The sequence below is a fragment of the Pseudomonas vranovensis genome (genome assembly GCF_040438935.1).
GTDB lineage: Bacteria > Pseudomonadota > Gammaproteobacteria > Pseudomonadales > Pseudomonadaceae > Aquipseudomonas > Aquipseudomonas vranovensis.
Genome location: NZ_CP159259.1, coordinates 3,579,090 through 3,596,256, shown reverse-complemented (window position 1 = coordinate 3,596,256; position 17,167 = coordinate 3,579,090). Strand labels below are relative to the sequence as shown.

Below are 17,167 nucleotides of genomic sequence, written 5' to 3'. Positions count from 1 at the left end.
TTTTATGCCTGGAGGCATCATGGGTACTTCGAAAAAAAATACGGACGCGTCAGCGGGCATCCCTGCCGTGGCGTGCCTGTACAAGCAACCGGACCTCAATCCAATGGAGTAGCGCCATGATCGGAATGGATCGCCGGACCGGCGCGCCGATTTCAGCTTCCGCGCATTTGCGCCAATCCATCGAAGACATATTGACCACGCCGCTGGGCAGTCGGCGCATGCGGCCGGACTACGGCAGCAAGTTGCGCCGATTTGTCGATTTGCCGGTGAGTGAAGGGTGGAAAAGTGCGGTGCAGGGGGAGGTGGCAAGGTCCCTGTTGCGGTGGGAACCGCGTCTGAAACTTGAACGAGTCCGGGTGCTGGCTGTGGTGGGTGGTCAGATCACCTTGCAACTCACCGGACAGTATCTGGGCGATAGCCAGACACTGGAGGTAACGGCATGAGCAGTGTGGATTTGTCGGCGCTGCCCGCGCCTCTGGTGCTGGAGGAACTCGATTTTGAAGACATCTTCCAGGCAGACCTGGCGACTTTCAGGTCGCATATGGGCGACAGCTGGGATGCGGCTCTGGAGAGCGATCCGGTCATAAAACTGTTGGAGGTTGGGGCCTATCAAATCGAAGACTGGGCCCGGTGAGGCCGATGCAGGAGTGCCGCCGCACAAGGTGAAGGATGCTCCGGCACCACCCGAGTCAACGCCCGCCGAAGCAGCGCGACCTGCACGACCTGCGCGAGCCGTTGGTCGAACAATGCTGGGCGCAGCTCCTTTGGCATTGCTCGAGTCTGGAATCAAGGTGGTTGATACCTTCATGACAGCCGAGACCCGGGAGCAAAAAGCCGAAGGTTATGGTGGTGCTATTGGAGGACTGGGCGGGGCGCTGTTGGGCGCTGCGGTGGGCTCGGTCATTCCGGTGATCGGTCCGCCGGTGGGGGCTGCCATTGGTGCGCTGCTATTCGGGATGGCAGGCGATAAACTCGGCAGCAACCTGGCCAAGCGCTGGTTTGCAGGTTCCGATCAGCAAAAGCCTGCAGCAGGCAGGACGAACGAGACAGCAAAGGCCGACAGGGTGGAGCCGGGTGCGCTTGTGCGGGCCCAGGCACCCATGGCGCCTGTACCGAGGCTGATGCCCCTGCTGACGCGAATGGGTTCGATGGCTCCGCCTGCCACGGCGGGTAACGCATTGCCTTCCCCTGCCACAGCCCAGGCCAGTGTTCCGCCCCCGCCGATCAATCAGCAGTTCAACTTCACTTCGAACATGCCCATCACCGTACAAGGCTGCATGACAGACCCTGTCCAACTTGCCCAGACCATCGAACCCATGGTCCGTCGTCAATTCGAAGCGCTGATCCGCCAGGCAACCAGCCGACAGTTGTATGACGTACCACACGTAGCTTAAGGAGCAATCCATGACGTACATGGACCAGCTGCAAGCCGCACTCAAGTCCCTGGTCGCGGCCGGGGAGGCGGGCCGGCACAGTGTCGAGCAGATGCTGGCGCCGGTGAGTGGCGCCCTGGAGGATATCCGTGAAGCCGCATCGGCGCTGGAGGGCCTGCCATACATTGGCCCGGCCATTGGCGCCAGGCTGCAACGGACCCTGCGCGCGATCACTTCGGCGCAGGCAACCGCCGGCAACGTATTGGCACAGTACGATCGAGCGGTGGCGGTCGTGGCACGGGTGCAAACGCGCATAAGCGAGGTACGCACTCAGGTGGCCAGGGCCAGCGCCGCGATAAACCGGGTGGCAGGCAGGGTCAACCCAGCCTTGGGCGATATTCTGCCGGCCCGTATTTTTGCCTTCGAGGCGTCACCAGCGGGTAACGCGGTGAAGCCGTTTCCTCACCTGTTGATCCTCCAGCCACTGGCGCCACAGGCCCCGGCGTTTTACTTCAATCTCGATACGGCAGCTTTCGATACGTTGCGCCGTGAGAGTCGCTTCCGCTGGGCAGCACAGGAGCGGCTGGCACGAAGTACGGCGCAGCAGGCCGTGGGGCTGGGGGACGAGACGATCAGCATCAAAGGGGCGATTTTTCCGATATTCAAAGGTGGACTTGGTCAATTGCAGGCGTTGCGCAGTATCGGGCGGCAACTCCAGCCGATGACACTGACCACCGGCTACGGCGAGGTGCTGGGGACCTGGTGCCTTACCCGCATCGAGGAAGACCAGAGCCGTTTCCTGGCCGGTGGTATACCGCGAAAACAAGCCTTTTCACTGGAGTTTGCAAGTTATGGCAACGATATGCAGGACGTCTGACGGGGATCTGCTCGACACCTTGTGCCAGCACTATTACGGCCACTTGAACGGCAGCGTCGAGGCTGTGCTCGATGCCAACCAGGGGTTGTCCGATGAGCCGCAACCCTTTCGTGCCGGTGTGTTGATCGCGTTGCCTGCGTTGCCCCCCGCGGCAGAGGCCACGGTGCAGCTGTGGGACTGATCTCCGGCAATTCAAATTACGACCAGACCCCGCCACGTGCGGGGTCTGCCTTTTCAGGAGCGTGAGTCATGCAACCTGTGTTTCGCCTTGTCGCGGATGGCAAGGACATCACCAGCCTGATCAATGACCGGCTGCTGCTGTTACGCACTACGGACAAACCCGGCATGGAGTCCGATGAGTTCGAACTGCGTATCGATGATCGCGACGGGGCCGTGGTGTTGCCCGCTCGCGGCGCCACGATCGAGGTGCATCTGGGGTACTCGGGGCAGACGTTGACGCGGCTGGGGCGCTACACCGTGGATGAGGTCGAGCTGGCGGGTCCGCCGGACAGTATTGTTATCCGGGGCAAGGCCAGTGACATGCGTGGCACGGGCAAGGCGATACGCAGTGGCAGCTGGGAGGGCGTGACCTTGCAGCAGATCGTGCGTGACATCGCCGCACGCAATGGTTGGCAACCGTTGTGTCCGGTCATTACGCCCGTGTCGCGGGTCGATCAGTTGAATGAATCGGACTTCAATTTCATCACTCGCCTGGCCAGGCAGTTCGACTGCACCGCGAAGATCGGAGATGGCAGCCTGTTGGTTCTCCCGCGTCAAGGCGGGCACAGCGGCAGCGGCAAAACGCTTGGCATCGTCACCCTGGAGCGTGGTGACGTGAGCCTTTGGCACATTCACCTGGCTGACAAGGGGGCCTACAAGGCTGTGCGAACTCGCTATCAGGACGCCGGCAGCGGCCAGGTGAGGGCCATAGACCTGAGCAATGGCGCCTCTCCCGATGGCCTGCAGCCGGTGCATATCGACCGGCATCTTTACCCGAACAAGACAGCCGCGGAGCAGGCGGCCCGGGCACGTCTGGCCGCATTCAACCGAAGTACCGCCCAGGTACGCCTGGAAATGGCCGGGCGCACAGACTTGTTCGTTGAACGGATCATCAATACCCAAGGGTTCAAGAACGGCCTGGATGGCGAGTTTCTGATCGAGTCGGTGGCGCATACGTTCACCGCATCCGGCTGGAGCACCATCGTCGAGTGCAACGGCGGCAAGCAGGGCAAGGCCCGGGCCAAGGGCAGTCAAGCCAGCCGGGCAGCGTCATTGAAGGCAGAGCAACGTTGATCGCCATACCTGGACATGGAGGATGTATATGACATTGGAACAACTTGCTGCCGTGTTCCCGAGCGCCCGCCTGAACGCGGGCGTTTTCTTACCGGCATTGAATCAGGCCATGACTCGCTGGGAGATCAACACTCCTCGGCGGGTCGCAGCCTTCCTGGCCCAGGTGGGGCACGAATCCGGCCAGCTGCGCTACGTCAAGGAACTGGGGAGTGAGCGCTACCTGGCGCGGTACGACACCGGCAACCTGGCATTGCGCCTGGGCAACACCGTCGAAGCCGATGGTGATGGCCAGTTGTACTGTGGGCGAGGACTGATCCAGATCACCGGGCGCAACAACTACCGGGCCTGCAGCGTGGCGCTGTTCGGCGATGATCGCCTGCTGGGTCAACCGCAGTTGCTTGAGCAGCCGCAATGGGCCGCGGAGTCTGCCGCGTGGTTCTGGCATTCGCGGGGGTTGAACCCGTTGGCTGATCGCGGCGAGTTCAACCGCATTACCCGGCACATCAATGGCGGGCTCAATGGCCTCGAAGAGCGGTTGAAGCTTTTGGCGCGGGCCCGTGAGGTGTTGGGTTGAGCCGCGTGCAACTGGGTGGAGTGCTGGCGTTGATGCTGCTGGCTTGTGCGCTGACCTGGCAGGTTCAGGGCTGGCACCTGGAGCGGCAGTTGGCGCAGCAGGCACATGCCTGCGCGCGGCAGCGGCAGGCCCAGGCCGAGTCCGCCAGTGCGCAACTGCTTGCCGAGCGCCAGCAACGCGTGGGGCTTGAGCAGCAGATGCAGGCCAGTGATCAACTTCATTATCAGGAGCTTGTCGATGCTCGCGAATATCAGGCGCGTTTGCGTGACCGTCTGGCTACTGCTGATCTGCGGCTGTCGGTCGTGGTCGAGCGTAACGCTGCCGGTTGCACCACTTTGCCCTCCGCCGCCAGCGCCGGCCGCCTGGATCATGATGCCGTACGCGCCCGACTTGAGCCGGCGCATGCTCGACGAATTATCGCCATCACCGATCGGGGCGACCAGGGATTGATCGCCTTGCGCGCGTGCCAGGCCTATGTGCGGGCATTGGCGCATTGAGGATGTGTGGCCGGGCGGAGCTGGTGTAGGGTAGGCGGCAGTCTTTCAAGGAGCTTGCCATGGACCCGATCACAGCGCTTTCTGCCCGGCTGGGTGAGCACATGCGCCGTTTCAACGCCCACGTCACCACGGCCGAATCCTGCACTGGCGGCGGTATTGCAGAAGCCATTACCCGGATTCCGGGTAGCTCGGCCTGGTTCGAGGCTGGTTACGTGACCTATTCCAACCAGCAGAAAACCCGTCAGTTGGCTGTTCCCGAGGCCTTGTTTGCCAAGGTGGGAGCGGTCAGCCAGGAGGTGGTCGAGGCCATGGTGCGTGGCGCCCAGTCTGCCAGTGGCGCACGATTTGCCGTGGCGGTCAGTGGCGTGGCCGGCCCCGATGGCGGCTCGCCGGCAAAACCGGTGGGCACCGTGTGGCTGGCCTGGGCCGATGGCAGCCATGTAAGCAGCGAGCGCCGGCACTTCGATGGCGACCGCGACGAGGTGCGCCGACAAACGGTAATCGCCGCGCTAGAGGGCTTGTTACACCTTGGCGCGGAGTAAATCGCAATTCGGGGGTAGGCGGAAAGAAAACCCTGTGGAATAATACTGGCTACTTATACAGGTGTTCTGGCCGTCAGGCCCTATCGATTACGTGAGGACTTCAATGGACGACAACAAGAAGCGCGCCTTGGCTGCGGCCCTGGGGCAAATCGAACGTCAATTCGGTAAAGGCGCGGTCATGCGCATGGGCGACCACGAGCGCCAGGCAATCCCGGCCATTTCCACCGGTTCCCTGGGCCTGGACATCGCCCTGGGCATTGGCGGCCTGCCAAAAGGCCGTATCGTCGAGATCTACGGTCCTGAATCCTCGGGTAAAACCACCCTGACTCTGTCGGTTATCGCCCAGGCTCAGAAAATGGGCGCTACCTGTGCCTTCGTCGACGCCGAGCACGCGCTCGACCCCGAGTACGCTGGCAAGCTGGGCGTCAATGTCGACGACCTGCTGGTTTCGCAGCCTGACACCGGTGAACAGGCCCTGGAAATCACCGACATGCTGGTGCGCTCCAACGCTGTTGACGTGATCATCGTCGACTCCGTCGCCGCCCTGGTACCGAAGGCCGAGATCGAAGGCGAGATGGGCGACATGCACGTGGGCCTTCAGGCCCGTCTGATGTCCCAGGCGCTGCGTAAGATCACCGGTAACATCAAGAACGCCAACTGTCTGGTGATCTTCATCAACCAGATCCGCATGAAGATCGGCGTGATGTTCGGTAGCCCTGAAACCACTACCGGTGGTAATGCGCTGAAGTTCTATGCCTCGGTTCGTCTCGACATCCGCCGTACCGGCGCGGTGAAGGAAGGCGACGAAGTGGTCGGTAGCGAAACCCGCGTCAAGATCGTCAAGAACAAGGTGGCGCCACCTTTCCGTCAAGCTGAGTTCCAGATCCTCTACGGCAAGGGTATCTACCGCAACGGCGAAATCATCGACCTGGGCGTGCTGCACGGCTTCCTGGAGAAATCGGGCGCCTGGTACAGCTACCAGGGCAGCAAGATTGGCCAGGGCAAGGCCAACTCTGCCAAGTTCCTCCAGGAAAACCCGGAGATCGCCGCGACCCTCGAGAAGCAGATCCGCGACAAGCTGCTCAATGCCGGTGCTGTCCAGGCTGCTGGCAAGGCTGCAGAGGCCAACGCCGAGCCTGAAGACGATCTGGCAGACGCCGAAGCCGGTTACTGATCCCTCCCATGTCCGTCGTACTCGACACCCCCGTCGCCGTAAGGCGGACAGCAATGGACCTGCTCGCACGCCGCGAGCATGGTCGAGTCGAGCTGACGCGCAAGTTGCGTCAGCGCGGCGCTCCCCCCGAATTGATTGACCAGGAGCTCGACCGTCTGACGGAAGAGGGCCTGCTCAGTGAATCCCGTTACCTGGAAAGCTTCATCAGCTATCGCTCGCGCTCTGGCTACGGCCCGGCACGTATACGCGAAGAGCTGGGCCAGCGCGGCTTGCAACGTGGTGATATCGATCAGGCTCTGCGTGAATGCGGGGTGGACTGGGCGGCTCAGTTGCAGGATGTCTGGCAGCGCAAGTTTTCGGGGCAACGCCCCGTCGATCCGCGCGCCCGCGCACAGCAAACCCGTTTCCTGGTCTACCGTGGCTTCTCCATGGAGATGATCGGCCGCCTGCTGAGCGGCCGAGGCTTCGACGACTAGCTACGCGTGGGTCTCAGGTGACCTTCAGTGCTTCGCGGGCGCGTTGTGTGGTGTGCATCGGCTCTGGCTTGGCCCAATTTTCCGACAAGTTGATGAAGTCCACCAGTTCGCGTAGACGCCCCTGGTCACGACCGTTGAAGGCGAACGTCAGGCGGGTCAGGTGACTGAACCGGGCTTCGTCGTGGTGTTCGCCGGCATAAGCGTGCTGGTGATAGTGGCCGCTCAGGCGCAGATCGGCGAAGCCTTCCTGCAAGTCGAAGAGCGCAGCTTCGCTTAGTGGGTGATGCATACGAATCACGAACTGGTTCTTTAGCCAGCGGCTTGAATGATAGTTGCTGTAGAACTGGTTGATCTCTTCCACCGCCTCTTCGGCGCTGTACACCAGGCGCAGGAGCTTCATGTCGCTGGGCAGGATGTAGCGGTTTTCTTCCAGTTGCCGAGTAATGAAGTTCAGGGCCTCCTGCCAGAAGTTGCCACCCGGTGAATCCAGCAGCACCACAGGCACCAGCGGGCTTTTGCCGGTCTGGATCAGGGTGAGTACTTCCAGCGCCTCGTCCAGGGTGCCGAAGCCACCAGGACAGAGCACCAGTGCATCGGCCTCCTTGACGAAGAACAGCTTGCGAATGAAGAAAAAGTGGAAGGGCAGCAGCTTGTCCGTGCCGTCCACCGTGGCATTGGCGTGCTGCTCGAACGGCAGGGTGATGTTGAACCCCAGACTGTGATCAACCCCTGCACCTTCGTGAGCTGCGGCCATGATCCCGCCGCCAGCGCCGGTGATGACCATCAGGTTGGAGCGTGCGAGTGCCGCGCCAAGCTCCCTGGCCAAGGCATACATGGGGTGTTCGATCGGGGTACGGGCCGAGCCGAAGACAGTGACCTTGCGCCGCCCCTTGTACTGTTCCAGGGTACGAAACGCATGGTCCAGTTCGCGCAGGGCCTGCAGGGTGATCTTCGCGTTCCAGCGGTTGCTATCGTCATGGGCCATGCGCAAAACGGTCAGCATCATGTCGCGGTAAAGCGGCAGGTTGGGGCTATCGGGGGCAACCTGCGTCAGTTGTTCTTCCAGTTTGCTCAGGTCAATTCCGTTGTTCTTGAAGTGACTCGAGAGTAATTCATTCGGTTGATAAGGCATTCAACGTCTCCTTCTGCAGCAAAACCTCTGACCGGAAACAATGTGTTGTCCGGCCGCGACACTGCATGTGTCGCTGGCTGCCGTGGCTCGAGTGTGCGCCCCGAGCATTGCAGTAGACCTGCAAGGTCTCAATGCAGTGATGATGAGTGTTCAGTCGTTATTATTCGGTAATGCAGATACGGCCCGTCGGCAGTCGTCCCCCCTCCGTTGCGTGCCTGGAAAGCAGCTGGCACCTGCTATCAATCTAGACCCTGCGGGGTGTTTGTGCCTAAAGGTTATCCTGGATGACAGGCAGGGTTGGCGGGGCGCGGAGCACCATTCGTCAGCCGGGATCCAACCTGGGCGAGGGTCTGGTTAACTGGAGTTCACAGCGACTGTAGCGGTGCGGGAGGCATGGCACATGCAACGGCTGAATCTGGAGCTGGAACCACAGTTGTTCGAGTTGCTCGAACGTGCGGCGCACGCCAACAACCTGAGTATTGAAGAGGAGTGCCTGCGTCGCCTGGGGGGAGGGGATCGGCACTCACGTTACATCCAGGCCCTGGTGGCAGAGCTGCGCGCCGATGAAAAACAGCGGCGCGATAGTGAGCAAGTGGCCTAGGCCTACTTGGTTGTCTTGATACCGCAGCTGGCGGCATTGAAGGCCTGCTCGCTGACCGGGCGATTGGTCTTGTACTCGGTAAAGCGATAGGTCAGCACTGCACCTTTGGCGAGCAACTGGCGAAAGCCGGTGTTCTTGCACACGCTGTCACCCAGTTGGCTGCGTACCCGATTCGGGTCGGCCTTCATCTTCTCGGCGTGGCTGGGAAGCACGCTCAAGTGGTTGATCAGTTGTTTGCCCTCGACGGTATAACCCTGGTCGAGGATGTCTTCATTGATCGCTCGCGGCGTGCCCACGCTGCTTTCCGTAGCTACTTTTTGCAGCATCTTGCTCAGTTCGTACTCCTGCTTGGAGGCAGCATTGGCCGCCAGGGGCAGGGCGAGCAACAGGCTCAAGGACGGGGCGATGAAACGCAGCATGAATTTCTCCTGGTTCGGTAACTGGCGTTTGGACCGGCAACTGCGCTCGGTGTTCCGTCACGGCGTAGTGGCGGTGCCAGTGGGTAGCGACAGGACGTGGATTATAGGGGAGTCAGCACTGTCGCTGCACGGCAATTACCGTCTGCCTGTAGGCAGGCTCTGATAAACTAGTCCGGTTTTTCTGTCTTGCTGAGTCTGTGCAGTGCCATCCGTTTCCTACCTATGTAGTCCGCTGTCATGAGCCATGCCGTATCCCGACTGCGCGCCGAGCGCCTGGCGCGCAGCGTCAAACCTTTTCTAGCTCGCGGTTCACGGGCGCCACGCTGCCCGCACTGCCGGGTGGTGTTCAGCCACTGCCTGTGTGCCTGGCGGCCTCGTGTACCGGCCGATTCAGCCATGTGCCTGCTGATGCATGACACCGAGCCTTTGAAGCCAAGCAACACTGGCTGGTTGATCGCTGACCTGATTGCCGATACGTCGGCATTCGGCTGGCAGCGCACCTCGGTGGACGAGGCGCTGCTGGCGCTGCTGGAGCAGCCCCATTGGCAGCCCTACATTGTGTTCCCCGGCGAATTTGTCGCACCAGAGCGGGTCGTCAGTGAAGTGGTGCGTGAGCCTGGCAAGCGGCCGTTGTTCATCTTGCTGGATGCCACCTGGACCGAGGCGCGCAAGATGTTTCGCAAGAGCCCTTACCTGGAGCGATTCCCGGTGCTCAGCCTGCAACCCGAGCAGATCTCGCGTTATCGCCTGCGTCGCTCCAAGCGCGACGATCACTTCTGCACCGCCGAAGTCGCCGCCATGTGCCTGGAGCTGGCCGGTGACCAGCGCGCCGCCGAAGCGCTGGATGCCTACCTGGATGTGTTCAGCACCCACTACCTCAGTGCCAAGCACCAATGGGCCATTGATGAAGGGGATGCAGTGCATCAGCGCTTGCATACCTTCCTATAGTACAAGGGGCAGGTGCTGCTCATTGGGTCATAATAGGCAGGCATGGCGTCCAGACGTGCCTGCCATGACCGGGCAATCAACTTGACCACCCGGTCGTGGCTGGGCATTCTTGGCGCCGATTCAGGCCGGTACAAGGTTTGAAACACTGTTTTCCCGACCTTGAGATGCCTTTTGGGTGCGCGGTAGTGCCGCCAGCACCTTGAGTTGCCCGCCAGGCGCCTATTCTTCCTCCCTGCGCCTGCACAGAACAGGATCATTAGATCGATGGCCACGTACGAAATCCTGATTGCCGATGACCACCCACTGTTTCGCAGCGCTCTGCGCCAGGCTGTAACCCTGGGCCTGGGGCCTGATGTACGCCTGGTTGAGGTGGCGAGCATCGCCGAACTGGAAACGCGCCTCACCGAGAAGTCCGACTGGGACCTGGTGTTGCTGGACCTCAACATGCCTGGCGCCTACGGTTTTTCCGGGCTGGTGCTGTTGCGCGGCCAGTACCCGCAGATTCCGGTGGTGATGGTGTCGGCTCAGGAAGAAGCCTCGGTGGTGGTCAAGTCCCGCGAGTTTGGTGCCAGTGGATTCATTCCCAAATCCAGTCCGCTGGAAGACATTCAGGATGCGGTGCGAAAAGTGCTGGATGGCGAGGTCTGGTGGCCGCCACAGGCATTTGAAAAGGTGGATGTGTCTGCCGAAGCCAAGGCCGCCAGTGAGGGCTTGGCCAGCTTGACGCCCCAGCAGTTCCGGGTGCTGACCATGGTCTGTGAAGGCCTGCTGAACAAACAGATCGCCTATGAGCTGAGTGTGTCGGAAGCCACGATCAAGGCGCACGTCACTGCGATATTCCGCAAGCTGGGCGTACGAACCCGGACCCAGGCGGCCTTGCTGCTGCAACAATTGGAATCGGTTTCCTCAAGTTGAGGCCAATGGCCTTCACGCTTTTTTTACTCGGCTTCCCGTAGGCTTCAGCGCTTTTCAGTGGACGAACTAACTCTCTATGTCATCGCCTTTCAAGGGCCAGACCGGCCTCAAGCGTATCCTCAATGCTGCCGGCTATTCGTTTGACGGCTTGCGTGCCGCGTTTACCGGCGAAGCGGCGTTTCGCCAGCTTGTACTGCTCAACGTCATACTGATTCCGGTGGCCTTCTGGCTGGATGTCAGTCGTGCTGAGCGCGCGATCCTGATTGCCGTGTGCCTGTTGGGATTGATCGTCGAGCTGTTGAACTCGGCCGTAGAAGCGGCGATCGACCGGATTTCCCTCGACCGCCACCCGTTGTCCAAGAATGCCAAGGACATGGGCAGTGCCGCCCAGTTCGTGGCCCTCACCATGGTGGGACTGGTCTGGGCGGTGATCCTGCTCTAGGCAATAGTCGGCAGGACGATTTCATCGCTGCGCTGTACCCCGGCGGTGAAGCTGCGGCACAGCTCGAGAAACTCGCGCATGGCAGAAGTCTGGTACTTCTGTTTGTGCCAGATGAAGTAGAACTGCCGGGCCAGGTCCAGGTCCGGTGTTTCCACTGCCACCAGGCTGCCGCGACGAAAAGCATCGCGCAGGGCCAGCCGCGAGATGCAGCCGATGCCCAGCCCGGACTCCACTGCGCGCTTGATCGCTTCGGTGTGTTCCAGTTCAAGGCGGATGTTCAGGTTGGAGCGGTGATGACGCATGGCCTGGTCGAAGGTCAGGCGGGTACCGGAGCCTTGTTCGCGCAGGATCCAGGCTTCGCGGGTCAGTTCCTCCATGCTCGCCTGGCCTCGACTGGCCAACGGGTGCTGCGGCGCGCAGAACACCACCAGTTCATCTTCGACCCAGGGTTGCACTTCCAGGTCCGGGTGGTTGCAGTCGCCTTCGATTAGACCCAGATCAATTTCATAGTGGGCAACCTGTTGCACGATATGCGCAGTGTTCTGCACATGCAGCTTGACCTGACTTTCCGGGTGGACCTGCATAAAGCTGCCAATCAGCAGCGTGGCCAGGTAGTTGCCGATTGTCAGGGTGGCGCCGACCGCCAGCGAGCCAAAGCCGGATTTGCCGTTGAGCAGGTCTTCGATTTCCTTGGCCTGGTCGAGCAAGGCCACGGCCTGGGGCAGCAGTTGGTGGCCCAGGGCGTTGAGGCTCAGGCGCTTGCCAGCGCGATCGAACAGCTGGCAACTGGACTGGCGCTCAAGTTCGGTGATCGATGTACTGGCGGCCGACTGCGATAGCGCCAGTATGCCCGCAGCGCGTGAGACGCTTTGGTACTGGGCTACGGCGACGAACACCTGGAGCTGACGAAGGGTAAATCGCATATCTATATAACCGATAAGACATATCTTGATAATTCATTTAACAGATATTGTCGCTCGCACTAAACTATCGCGCAATCGCGCTCTAGGTTAGCGCTGCGTTTTATTTCAGGAGCCCGTACATGAGCAACATGAACCACGAACGTGTCCTCAGTGTTCACCACTGGAACGACACCCTGTTCAGCTTCAAGTGCACCCGCGATCCGGGCCTGCGCTTCGAGAACGGTCAGTTCGTGATGATCGGTCTGCAACAGGACAACGGTCGACCGCTCATGCGTGCCTACTCGATCGCAAGCCCGAATTGGGAAGAGCATCTGGAGTTCTTCAGCATCAAGGTGCCGGACGGCCCGCTGACCTCGCAGCTGCAGCACCTGAAGGAAGGCGATGAGATCATCATCTCCAAGAAGCCTACCGGTACCCTGGTACTCGATGACCTGAACCCGGGCAAGCATCTGTACCTGCTGAGCACCGGCACAGGCCTGGCGCCCTTCATGAGCGTCATCCAGGATCCGGAAACCTACGAGCGCTTTGAAAAAGTGATCCTGGTTCACGGTGTTCGCTACGTCAACGAAGTCGCTTACCGTGAATTCATCACCGAGCACCTGCCGCAGAACGAGTTCTTCGGCGAAGCGCTGCGTGAAAAGCTGATCTATTACCCAACCGTGACCCGTGAACCGTTTGAGAATCAGGGGCGTCTTACCGACCTGATGCGCAGCGGTAAGTTGTTCAGCGACATCGGCCTGCCACCGATCAATCCGCAGGACGACCGTGCGATGATCTGCGGTAGCCCAAGCATGCTCGACGAAACCAGCGAAGTGCTCGACAGCTTCGGCCTGAAAATCTCGGCCCGTATGCGTGAGCCGGGTGACTACCTGATCGAGCGTGCGTTCGTTGAGAAGTAATCGACGCTGAAGCAAAAAAGCAGGCCCAGGCCTGCTTTTTTTGTGCCCATCGGTAGGCGCGGCGGTGCGACGTCTCCTACAGCACTACTTCCAGTACGGTGATCTGGTCGGGTTGCGGGTAGTGCCAGCGCACCTGCACATCCCACAGCTTGACGCCGTACACGCGCTCGGGTGGTGGGAGCTGGTAGGCCGGGCGTGGGTCTTGTGCCAGGCATTGTTCGATCAGTTCCACCAGCGGTTCGCCAAGGCGAAGGGCATGCTCATGGGCCTGGAGCAGGGCGTTGTCGCGCCACGTCACTGAAATTGGCTCAGGAGACGCACTGGCCATCTGGTTGGTCGCCGTGGCGACCGCGTCGGCGTAGGGCACATAGGGCTTGATGTCGATGACCGGTGTACCGTCGAGCAAATCGATGCCCGACAGCAGCAGTCGACCGGCTTCGACTTTTTCCAGGCGCACCACGGACTGGCCAATGCCGTTGGGGCGATGCGTCGCGCGCGTGGCGAACACGCCCATGGAGATGTTGCCGCCCAGGCGCGGCGGGCGCACCTTGAGCCGGGGCTTGTCTTCCAGGACCTGGTGGAACAGAAACAGCAACCAGACATGGCTGACCTGCTCAAGCCCCGCCACGGCGTCACCGCTGTTGAAGGGCGGTACCAACTCCAGTACGCCACGCGCGGCGGGTGCCAGTTGCGGCTGGCGCGGGATGGCGAACTTTTCCTTGAAGCAGGAGCGGACGAAGCCGACCGGTGCGACGCTGTAGTTCATCGTTGGCTCAGCCACGGACTCGCAGGGTCAGCCCCTTGAGGAAATTGCGCAGCAACTGGTCGCCGCAGGGGCGGTAGTTGTTGTGGCCGACCTTGCGGAACAGGGCGCTCAGCTCCGGCTTGGACACCGGGAAGTCGGCCGCCTTGAGGATCGCATGCAGGTCGTCTTCCTTCAGTTCAAAAGCCACCCGCAGCTTCTTCATGATGATGTTGTTGGTTACTGGCAGTTCGACCGGCAGCGGCGGGCGACTGTCGTCCTTGCCACGCTTGAAGATCACCAGGCCATCGAGGAAGTGTGCGATGACTTCGTCAGGGCAGCGTACGAAGCCTTCTTCATCTTCCTTCTTGAGGTAGGAGGCGATGTCGTCGATGGCGACTTCGTAGCCGCTCAGCTTGATGATATCGGTCAGCTTGGCGTCGTTGACTTCGAGCAGGTAGCGCAGGCTGCGCAGTACATCGTTGTGAATCATGGTGACAATCCTGTTCGGGGCGCCGCCCGGGTGGCGGCGCCTTGTTGCTTAGAATTTTTCGGTGCTCGCCAGGTAGCGCCACTGGCCCAGGGGCAGCTTGCTCATGGCGACGCCGCCCAGGCGAATTCGTCGCATGCTCACCGGGGTGACGCCGACACTGCTGCACAGCAGGGCGATCAGGCCGGGTTGCGGGTTTTTCAGGACCATGCGCAGGCGCGTTTCGTTCTGCCAGCTGGCCTTGATCTTCGGCAGCTCGTTGCCTTTCCAGTTGAACCCGCGGTTGAGTCGCTCCAGGCCGTGGGCGATCATCTGGCCACTGACTTCGACGATGTATTCCTGCTCGAGCTTGGCCAGGTCGGTGCTGAGCTTGCGGGTGACTCGCCAGTCCTGGGTAAACACCTGCAGGCCGCTGGCACCTTGTTGCAAGGGGGCCACGCAGCTCAGGCGGGCAAAGTGGCCCTTGAGCGGGCGCCGGCCATCACGATGGGCTTCAGACAGGCTGTCGGCACTGATGCTGTTGCAGGCGCTGTCGATATCGAGATCGGTGGGCTGGTTGAGCAGCAGGGTGACCGGCTCCAGGGCTTCGGCACGGGCGCCGGCCTGCAGTTCAACCTTTTGCCCGGCTACTTTGAATTGCGGCTCGTCGACCACCGTACCATCCACGGTGACCCAGCCGCCTTCGATGTACAGCTCGGCCTCCCGTCGGGAGCAGCCGACCAGTTCAATGAGGCGTTTGGAAAGGCGAATGGGTTCAGACATGACGATAGCCGTAGGCGCAGGGAAAGGCGCCCATTGTAACCGCCTGGGCAGGGCCTGGGCCGGCTACATTCGCCCATCGGGCCATTAATCTGCGATTTCGCAGCATTTCAGAAAAGTATGACGTCTTCTGTCAGCCAATCTGCGCCGTCTTTGTCTGAATTAGCCTCAGATGCAGCAAGGGGTAAGGTTGACCCATGCCGTCCGTTTCCGAGCGTCCGACAACCTCGAATCCTTGATGTAAGTAGAAACCTACTGCCTGGGTGTTCTGTTCGTTGACGTCGAGTTGAACGGCGTTGAGTTCGTCGATGGCATAGCGCAACAAACGCTTGCCCAGGCCCTGGCCGCGCATCGCCGGATCGACGAAAAGCATTTCCACGCGCCCGGCGGCAACTCCGGCAAAGCCGGTGATCCGTTGGCGGGCATCGCGACAACAGATCAACATCACCGCGTCCAGGTACTGGTTGAGCAGCAGCTCGCGTAACAGGCAGATGTAACTGTCGGGAATAAAATCGTGGGTAGCGCGAACGGACGCTTCCCAGACCCGAGCCAGCTCCGGATAGTCATCAAACCTGGGGGTATGGATGCCATTGTGCCTGTACATCGCGTGCTCTCCTTGGGCAACAGACAGAACGATAGTTGCAAAAAAAAGCCCCGCCAGGGACGACGGGGCTATTTTTCAGCGGCGCGGCCTCAGACGGGTTCTGCCCACAAGTCATACTCGTCGGCATCGACGACTTTGCAACGGACCTTGTCGCCGGGCTTGAAGCCGTGGTCACCGTCGATGAACACGTTGCCATCGATTTCAGGTGCATCGAAGAAGCTGCGGCCTACCGAACCTTGCTCTTCGACTTCGTCGATCAGCACTTCGATTTCCCGGCCGATACGCAGTTGCAGGCGAGCGCTGCTGATGGCCTGCTGGTGGGCCATGAAGCGGTCCCAGCGATCCTGCTTGATGTCGTCCGGTACTTCGTCCAGGCCCAGGTCATTGGCCGGAGCTCCTTCCACTGGCGAATACTGGAAGCAGCCGACGCGGTCGAGCTGGGCTTCGGTCAGCCAGTCGAGCAGGTACTGGAAGTCTTCCTCGGTCTCGCCTGGGAAACCGACAATGAAGGTGGAGCGAATGATCAGGTCCGGGCACTGTTCGCGCCATTTCTTGATGCGCGCCAGGGTGCGGTCTTCGAAGGCTGGGCGCTTCATCGACTTGAGCACCTTGGGGCTGGCGTGCTGGAACGGGATATCCAGGTACGGCAGAATCTTGCCGGCCGCCATCAGCGGGATCACATCGTCGACGTTCGGATAAGGGTAGACGTAGTGCAGGCGCACCCAGGCACCCAGGCTGCTCAAGGCTTCACACAGCTCGAGCATGCGGGTCTTGACCGGGCGACCGTTCCAGAAGTCGGTCTTGTACTTGACATCCACGCCATAGGCGCTGGTGTCCTGGGAGATTACCAGGATTTCCTTGACCCCAGCCTTGACCAGGCGCTCGGCTTCGCTGAGCACTTCTCCGACCGGACGACTGACCAGCTTGCCGCGCATCGACGGGATGATGCAGAAGCTGCAGCTGTGGTTGCAGCCTTCGGATATCTTCAGGTAGGCGTAGTGGCGCGGAGTCAGCTTGACGCCCTGTGGTGGCACCAGGTCGATCAGCGGATTGTGGTCCTTGCGCGGCGGTACCACTTCGTGGACGGCATTGACCACTTGCTCGTACTGCTGCGGGCCGGTGACAGCCAATACACTTGGGTGTACGTCGCGGATATTGCCTTCTTCGACACCCATGCAGCCGGTGACGATGACCTTGCCGTTCTCCTTGATGGCTTCGCCGATCACTTCCAGGGACTCTGCCTTGGCGCTGTCGATGAAGCCGCAGGTGTTGACCACCACCACATCGGCATCCTGATAGGTGGGCACGACTTCATAGCCTTCCATGCGCAGCTGGGTCAGGATGCGTTCGGAATCGACCAGGGCCTTGGGGCAACCCAGGGATACGAAGCCGACCTTGGGCGTGGTGGGCGTAGGGGTGGTGGACATGACTAACCTCGGTATTGAAGAGCTTGCAGGCCACAGGGCCGAGCAACCTTTGGCGGGCGT

At 60.8% G+C, this 17,167-nt stretch carries 24 protein-coding genes and 1 pseudogene; 17 read left to right on the top strand and 8 right to left on the bottom strand.

Going from position 1 to position 17,167, the window contains the following annotated elements; all coding sequences use genetic code 11:
* Positions 1 to 116: 116 nt before the first annotated feature.
* The 11 genes and pseudogenes from ABVN19_RS16815 (at position 117) to recX (ending at position 6,806) form a co-directional block, all read left to right on the top strand.
* Positions 117 to 443, top strand: coding sequence for a GPW/gp25 family protein (locus tag ABVN19_RS16815; protein ID WP_105641166.1), 327 nt, complete (start codon positions 117 to 119; stop codon positions 441 to 443).
* Positions 440 to 610, top strand: a pseudogene (locus ABVN19_RS16810) (baseplate assembly protein); the annotation flags it as partial. The gene ABVN19_RS16815 and the pseudogene ABVN19_RS16810, both read left to right, overlap by 4 nt.
* Before the next feature lie 196 nt (positions 611 to 806).
* A complete protein-coding gene (locus ABVN19_RS16805) occupies positions 807 to 1,394 on the top strand; it encodes a hypothetical protein (protein WP_146117310.1) in 588 nt (195 codons plus the stop codon).
* A 10-nt stretch (positions 1,395 to 1,404) separates the two neighbouring features.
* On the top strand, positions 1,405 to 2,250 hold the full coding sequence (locus tag ABVN19_RS16800; RefSeq protein ID WP_105641164.1) for a phage tail protein: 846 nt from the start codon (positions 1,405 to 1,407) through the stop codon (positions 2,248 to 2,250).
* Positions 2,225 to 2,431 carry a tail protein X gene (locus ABVN19_RS16795; protein WP_028943034.1) on the top strand — a complete coding sequence of 69 codons (207 nt, stop codon included), beginning with the start codon at positions 2,225 to 2,227 and terminating at the stop codon, positions 2,429 to 2,431. Before ABVN19_RS16800 ends, ABVN19_RS16795 begins: the two co-directional genes overlap by 26 nt.
* Before the next feature lie 68 nt (positions 2,432 to 2,499).
* Entirely contained in the window at positions 2,500 to 3,543 is a 1,044-nt protein-coding gene (locus ABVN19_RS16790) for a contractile injection system protein, VgrG/Pvc8 family (protein WP_105641163.1), read from the top strand.
* Positions 3,544 to 3,565: 22 nt separating this feature from the next.
* Complete coding sequence (locus tag ABVN19_RS16785) at positions 3,566 to 4,117, top strand: glycoside hydrolase family 19 protein (RefSeq protein WP_105641162.1); 552 nt, start codon at positions 3,566 to 3,568, stop codon at positions 4,115 to 4,117.
* The gene (locus ABVN19_RS16780; RefSeq protein ID WP_353632761.1) at positions 4,114 to 4,614 is read left to right on the top strand and encodes a lysis system i-spanin subunit Rz; all 501 of its coding nucleotides are present in this window, start codon (positions 4,114 to 4,116) and stop codon (positions 4,612 to 4,614) included. Before ABVN19_RS16785 ends, ABVN19_RS16780 begins: the two co-directional genes overlap by 4 nt.
* Positions 4,615 to 4,673: 59 nt before the next feature.
* Positions 4,674 to 5,156, top strand: a complete 483-nt coding sequence (locus tag ABVN19_RS16775) for a nicotinamide-nucleotide amidohydrolase family protein (RefSeq protein WP_028943038.1) — start codon at positions 4,674 to 4,676, stop codon at positions 5,154 to 5,156.
* Between the two features lie 103 nt (positions 5,157 to 5,259).
* On the top strand, positions 5,260 to 6,330 hold the full coding sequence (gene recA / locus ABVN19_RS16770) for a recombinase RecA (protein WP_028943039.1): 1,071 nt from the start codon (positions 5,260 to 5,262) through the stop codon (positions 6,328 to 6,330).
* A gap of 8 nt (positions 6,331 to 6,338) precedes the next feature.
* A complete protein-coding gene (recX, locus tag ABVN19_RS16765; protein WP_105641161.1) occupies positions 6,339 to 6,806 on the top strand; it encodes a recombination regulator RecX in 468 nt (155 codons plus the stop codon).
* A 13-nt stretch (positions 6,807 to 6,819) separates the two neighbouring features.
* On the opposite strand, the gene ABVN19_RS16760 is transcribed toward recX, so the two are convergent.
* A complete protein-coding gene (locus tag ABVN19_RS16760; protein WP_028943041.1) occupies positions 6,820 to 7,938 on the bottom strand; it encodes an LOG family protein in 1,119 nt (372 codons plus the stop codon).
* A gap of 400 nt (positions 7,939 to 8,338) precedes the next feature.
* On the opposite strand from ABVN19_RS16760, the gene ABVN19_RS16755 reads away from it, so the two are divergent.
* Positions 8,339 to 8,539, top strand: coding sequence for a hypothetical protein (locus tag ABVN19_RS16755; protein WP_028943042.1), 201 nt, complete (start codon positions 8,339 to 8,341; stop codon positions 8,537 to 8,539).
* A 2-nt stretch (positions 8,540 to 8,541) separates the two neighbouring features.
* On the opposite strand, the gene ABVN19_RS16750 is transcribed toward ABVN19_RS16755, so the two are convergent.
* A complete protein-coding gene (locus tag ABVN19_RS16750) occupies positions 8,542 to 8,958 on the bottom strand; it encodes a quorum-sensing-regulated virulence factor family protein (protein ID WP_028943043.1) in 417 nt (138 codons plus the stop codon).
* On the opposite strand from ABVN19_RS16750, the gene ABVN19_RS16745 reads away from it, so the two are divergent.
* The 4 genes from ABVN19_RS16745 (at position 8,957) to ABVN19_RS16730 (ending at position 11,263) form a co-directional block, all read left to right on the top strand.
* A complete protein-coding gene (locus tag ABVN19_RS16745; RefSeq protein WP_158259217.1) occupies positions 8,957 to 9,121 on the top strand; it encodes a hypothetical protein in 165 nt (54 codons plus the stop codon). The genes ABVN19_RS16750 and ABVN19_RS16745 overlap by 2 nt on opposite strands.
* Positions 9,122 to 9,195: 74 nt before the next feature.
* Entirely contained in the window at positions 9,196 to 9,906 is a 711-nt protein-coding gene (locus tag ABVN19_RS16740) for a tRNA-uridine aminocarboxypropyltransferase (RefSeq protein WP_028943044.1), read from the top strand.
* A 264-nt stretch (positions 9,907 to 10,170) separates the two neighbouring features.
* Entirely contained in the window at positions 10,171 to 10,821 is a 651-nt protein-coding gene (erdR, locus tag ABVN19_RS16735) for a response regulator transcription factor ErdR (protein ID WP_028943045.1), read from the top strand.
* Between the two features lie 76 nt (positions 10,822 to 10,897).
* On the top strand, positions 10,898 to 11,263 hold the full coding sequence (locus tag ABVN19_RS16730; RefSeq protein WP_028943046.1) for a diacylglycerol kinase: 366 nt from the start codon (positions 10,898 to 10,900) through the stop codon (positions 11,261 to 11,263).
* Here the strand turns inward: ABVN19_RS16730 and ABVN19_RS16725 are convergent.
* Entirely contained in the window at positions 11,260 to 12,186 is a 927-nt protein-coding gene (locus tag ABVN19_RS16725) for a LysR family transcriptional regulator (protein WP_028943047.1), read from the bottom strand. The genes ABVN19_RS16730 and ABVN19_RS16725 overlap by 4 nt on opposite strands.
* Before the next feature lie 119 nt (positions 12,187 to 12,305).
* On the opposite strand from ABVN19_RS16725, the gene fpr reads away from it, so the two are divergent.
* Entirely contained in the window at positions 12,306 to 13,085 is a 780-nt protein-coding gene (fpr, locus tag ABVN19_RS16720) for a ferredoxin-NADP reductase (RefSeq protein WP_028943048.1), read from the top strand.
* A 76-nt stretch (positions 13,086 to 13,161) separates the two neighbouring features.
* Here the strand turns inward: fpr and tsaA are convergent, their stop codons facing one another.
* From tsaA to rimO, 5 genes are all read right to left on the bottom strand, one after another.
* Positions 13,162 to 13,851 carry a tRNA (N6-threonylcarbamoyladenosine(37)-N6)-methyltransferase TrmO gene (gene tsaA, locus ABVN19_RS16715; protein ID WP_105641160.1) on the bottom strand — a complete coding sequence of 230 codons (690 nt, stop codon included), beginning with the start codon at positions 13,849 to 13,851 and terminating at the stop codon, positions 13,162 to 13,164.
* 7 nt (positions 13,852 to 13,858) lie between these two features.
* Positions 13,859 to 14,320, bottom strand: coding sequence for a DUF1456 family protein (locus ABVN19_RS16710; RefSeq protein WP_105641159.1), 462 nt, complete (start codon positions 14,318 to 14,320; stop codon positions 13,859 to 13,861).
* Positions 14,321 to 14,368: 48 nt separating this feature from the next.
* Complete coding sequence (locus ABVN19_RS16705) at positions 14,369 to 15,079, bottom strand: rRNA pseudouridine synthase (protein ID WP_028943051.1); 711 nt, start codon at positions 15,077 to 15,079, stop codon at positions 14,369 to 14,371.
* 130 nt (positions 15,080 to 15,209) lie between these two features.
* Positions 15,210 to 15,680 carry a GNAT family N-acetyltransferase gene (locus ABVN19_RS16700; protein ID WP_105641158.1) on the bottom strand — a complete coding sequence of 157 codons (471 nt, stop codon included), beginning with the start codon at positions 15,678 to 15,680 and terminating at the stop codon, positions 15,210 to 15,212.
* A gap of 89 nt (positions 15,681 to 15,769) precedes the next feature.
* On the bottom strand, positions 15,770 to 17,107 hold the full coding sequence (rimO, locus tag ABVN19_RS16695) for a 30S ribosomal protein S12 methylthiotransferase RimO (protein ID WP_028943053.1): 1,338 nt from the start codon (positions 17,105 to 17,107) through the stop codon (positions 15,770 to 15,772).
* Positions 17,108 to 17,167 lie beyond the last annotated feature (60 nt).

Bases quoted from the DNA above. Each gene is read 5' to 3' on its own strand.
- ABVN19_RS16805 (WP_146117310.1), top strand. From the start codon at position 807: ATGACAGCCGAGACCCGGGAGCAAAAAGCCGAAGGTTATGGTGGTGCT.
- ABVN19_RS16760 (WP_028943041.1), bottom strand. From the start codon at position 7,938: ATGCCTTATCAACCGAATGAATTACTCTCGAGTCACTTCAAGAACAAC.
- ABVN19_RS16755 (WP_028943042.1), top strand. From the start codon at position 8,339: ATGCAACGGCTGAATCTGGAGCTGGAACCACAGTTGTTCGAGTTGCTC.
- ABVN19_RS16750 (WP_028943043.1), bottom strand. From the start codon at position 8,958: ATGCTGCGTTTCATCGCCCCGTCCTTGAGCCTGTTGCTCGCCCTGCCC.
- erdR (WP_028943045.1), top strand. From the start codon at position 10,171: ATGGCCACGTACGAAATCCTGATTGCCGATGACCACCCACTGTTTCGC.
- ABVN19_RS16800 (WP_105641164.1), top strand. From the start codon at position 1,405: ATGACGTACATGGACCAGCTGCAAGCCGCACTCAAGTCCCTGGTCGCG.
- ABVN19_RS16745 (WP_158259217.1), top strand. From the start codon at position 8,957: ATGAATTTCTCCTGGTTCGGTAACTGGCGTTTGGACCGGCAACTGCGC.
- tsaA (WP_105641160.1), bottom strand. From the start codon at position 13,851: ATGAACTACAGCGTCGCACCGGTCGGCTTCGTCCGCTCCTGCTTCAAG.
- ABVN19_RS16775 (WP_028943038.1), top strand. From the start codon at position 4,674: ATGGACCCGATCACAGCGCTTTCTGCCCGGCTGGGTGAGCACATGCGC.
- ABVN19_RS16785 (WP_105641162.1), top strand. From the start codon at position 3,566: ATGTATATGACATTGGAACAACTTGCTGCCGTGTTCCCGAGCGCCCGC.
- ABVN19_RS16710 (WP_105641159.1), bottom strand. From the start codon at position 14,320: ATGATTCACAACGATGTACTGCGCAGCCTGCGCTACCTGCTCGAAGTC.
- ABVN19_RS16790 (WP_105641163.1), top strand. From the start codon at position 2,500: ATGCAACCTGTGTTTCGCCTTGTCGCGGATGGCAAGGACATCACCAGC.
- fpr (WP_028943048.1), top strand. From the start codon at position 12,306: ATGAGCAACATGAACCACGAACGTGTCCTCAGTGTTCACCACTGGAAC.
- ABVN19_RS16730 (WP_028943046.1), top strand. From the start codon at position 10,898: ATGTCATCGCCTTTCAAGGGCCAGACCGGCCTCAAGCGTATCCTCAAT.
- rimO (WP_028943053.1), bottom strand. From the start codon at position 17,107: ATGTCCACCACCCCTACGCCCACCACGCCCAAGGTCGGCTTCGTATCC.
- ABVN19_RS16740 (WP_028943044.1), top strand. From the start codon at position 9,196: ATGAGCCATGCCGTATCCCGACTGCGCGCCGAGCGCCTGGCGCGCAGC.
- ABVN19_RS16705 (WP_028943051.1), bottom strand. From the start codon at position 15,079: ATGTCTGAACCCATTCGCCTTTCCAAACGCCTCATTGAACTGGTCGGC.
- recA (WP_028943039.1), top strand. From the start codon at position 5,260: ATGGACGACAACAAGAAGCGCGCCTTGGCTGCGGCCCTGGGGCAAATC.
- ABVN19_RS16795 (WP_028943034.1), top strand. From the start codon at position 2,225: ATGGCAACGATATGCAGGACGTCTGACGGGGATCTGCTCGACACCTTG.
- recX (WP_105641161.1), top strand. From the start codon at position 6,339: ATGTCCGTCGTACTCGACACCCCCGTCGCCGTAAGGCGGACAGCAATG.
- ABVN19_RS16815 (WP_105641166.1), top strand. From the start codon at position 117: ATGATCGGAATGGATCGCCGGACCGGCGCGCCGATTTCAGCTTCCGCG.
- ABVN19_RS16700 (WP_105641158.1), bottom strand. From the start codon at position 15,680: ATGTACAGGCACAATGGCATCCATACCCCCAGGTTTGATGACTATCCG.
- ABVN19_RS16725 (WP_028943047.1), bottom strand. From the start codon at position 12,186: ATGCGATTTACCCTTCGTCAGCTCCAGGTGTTCGTCGCCGTAGCCCAG.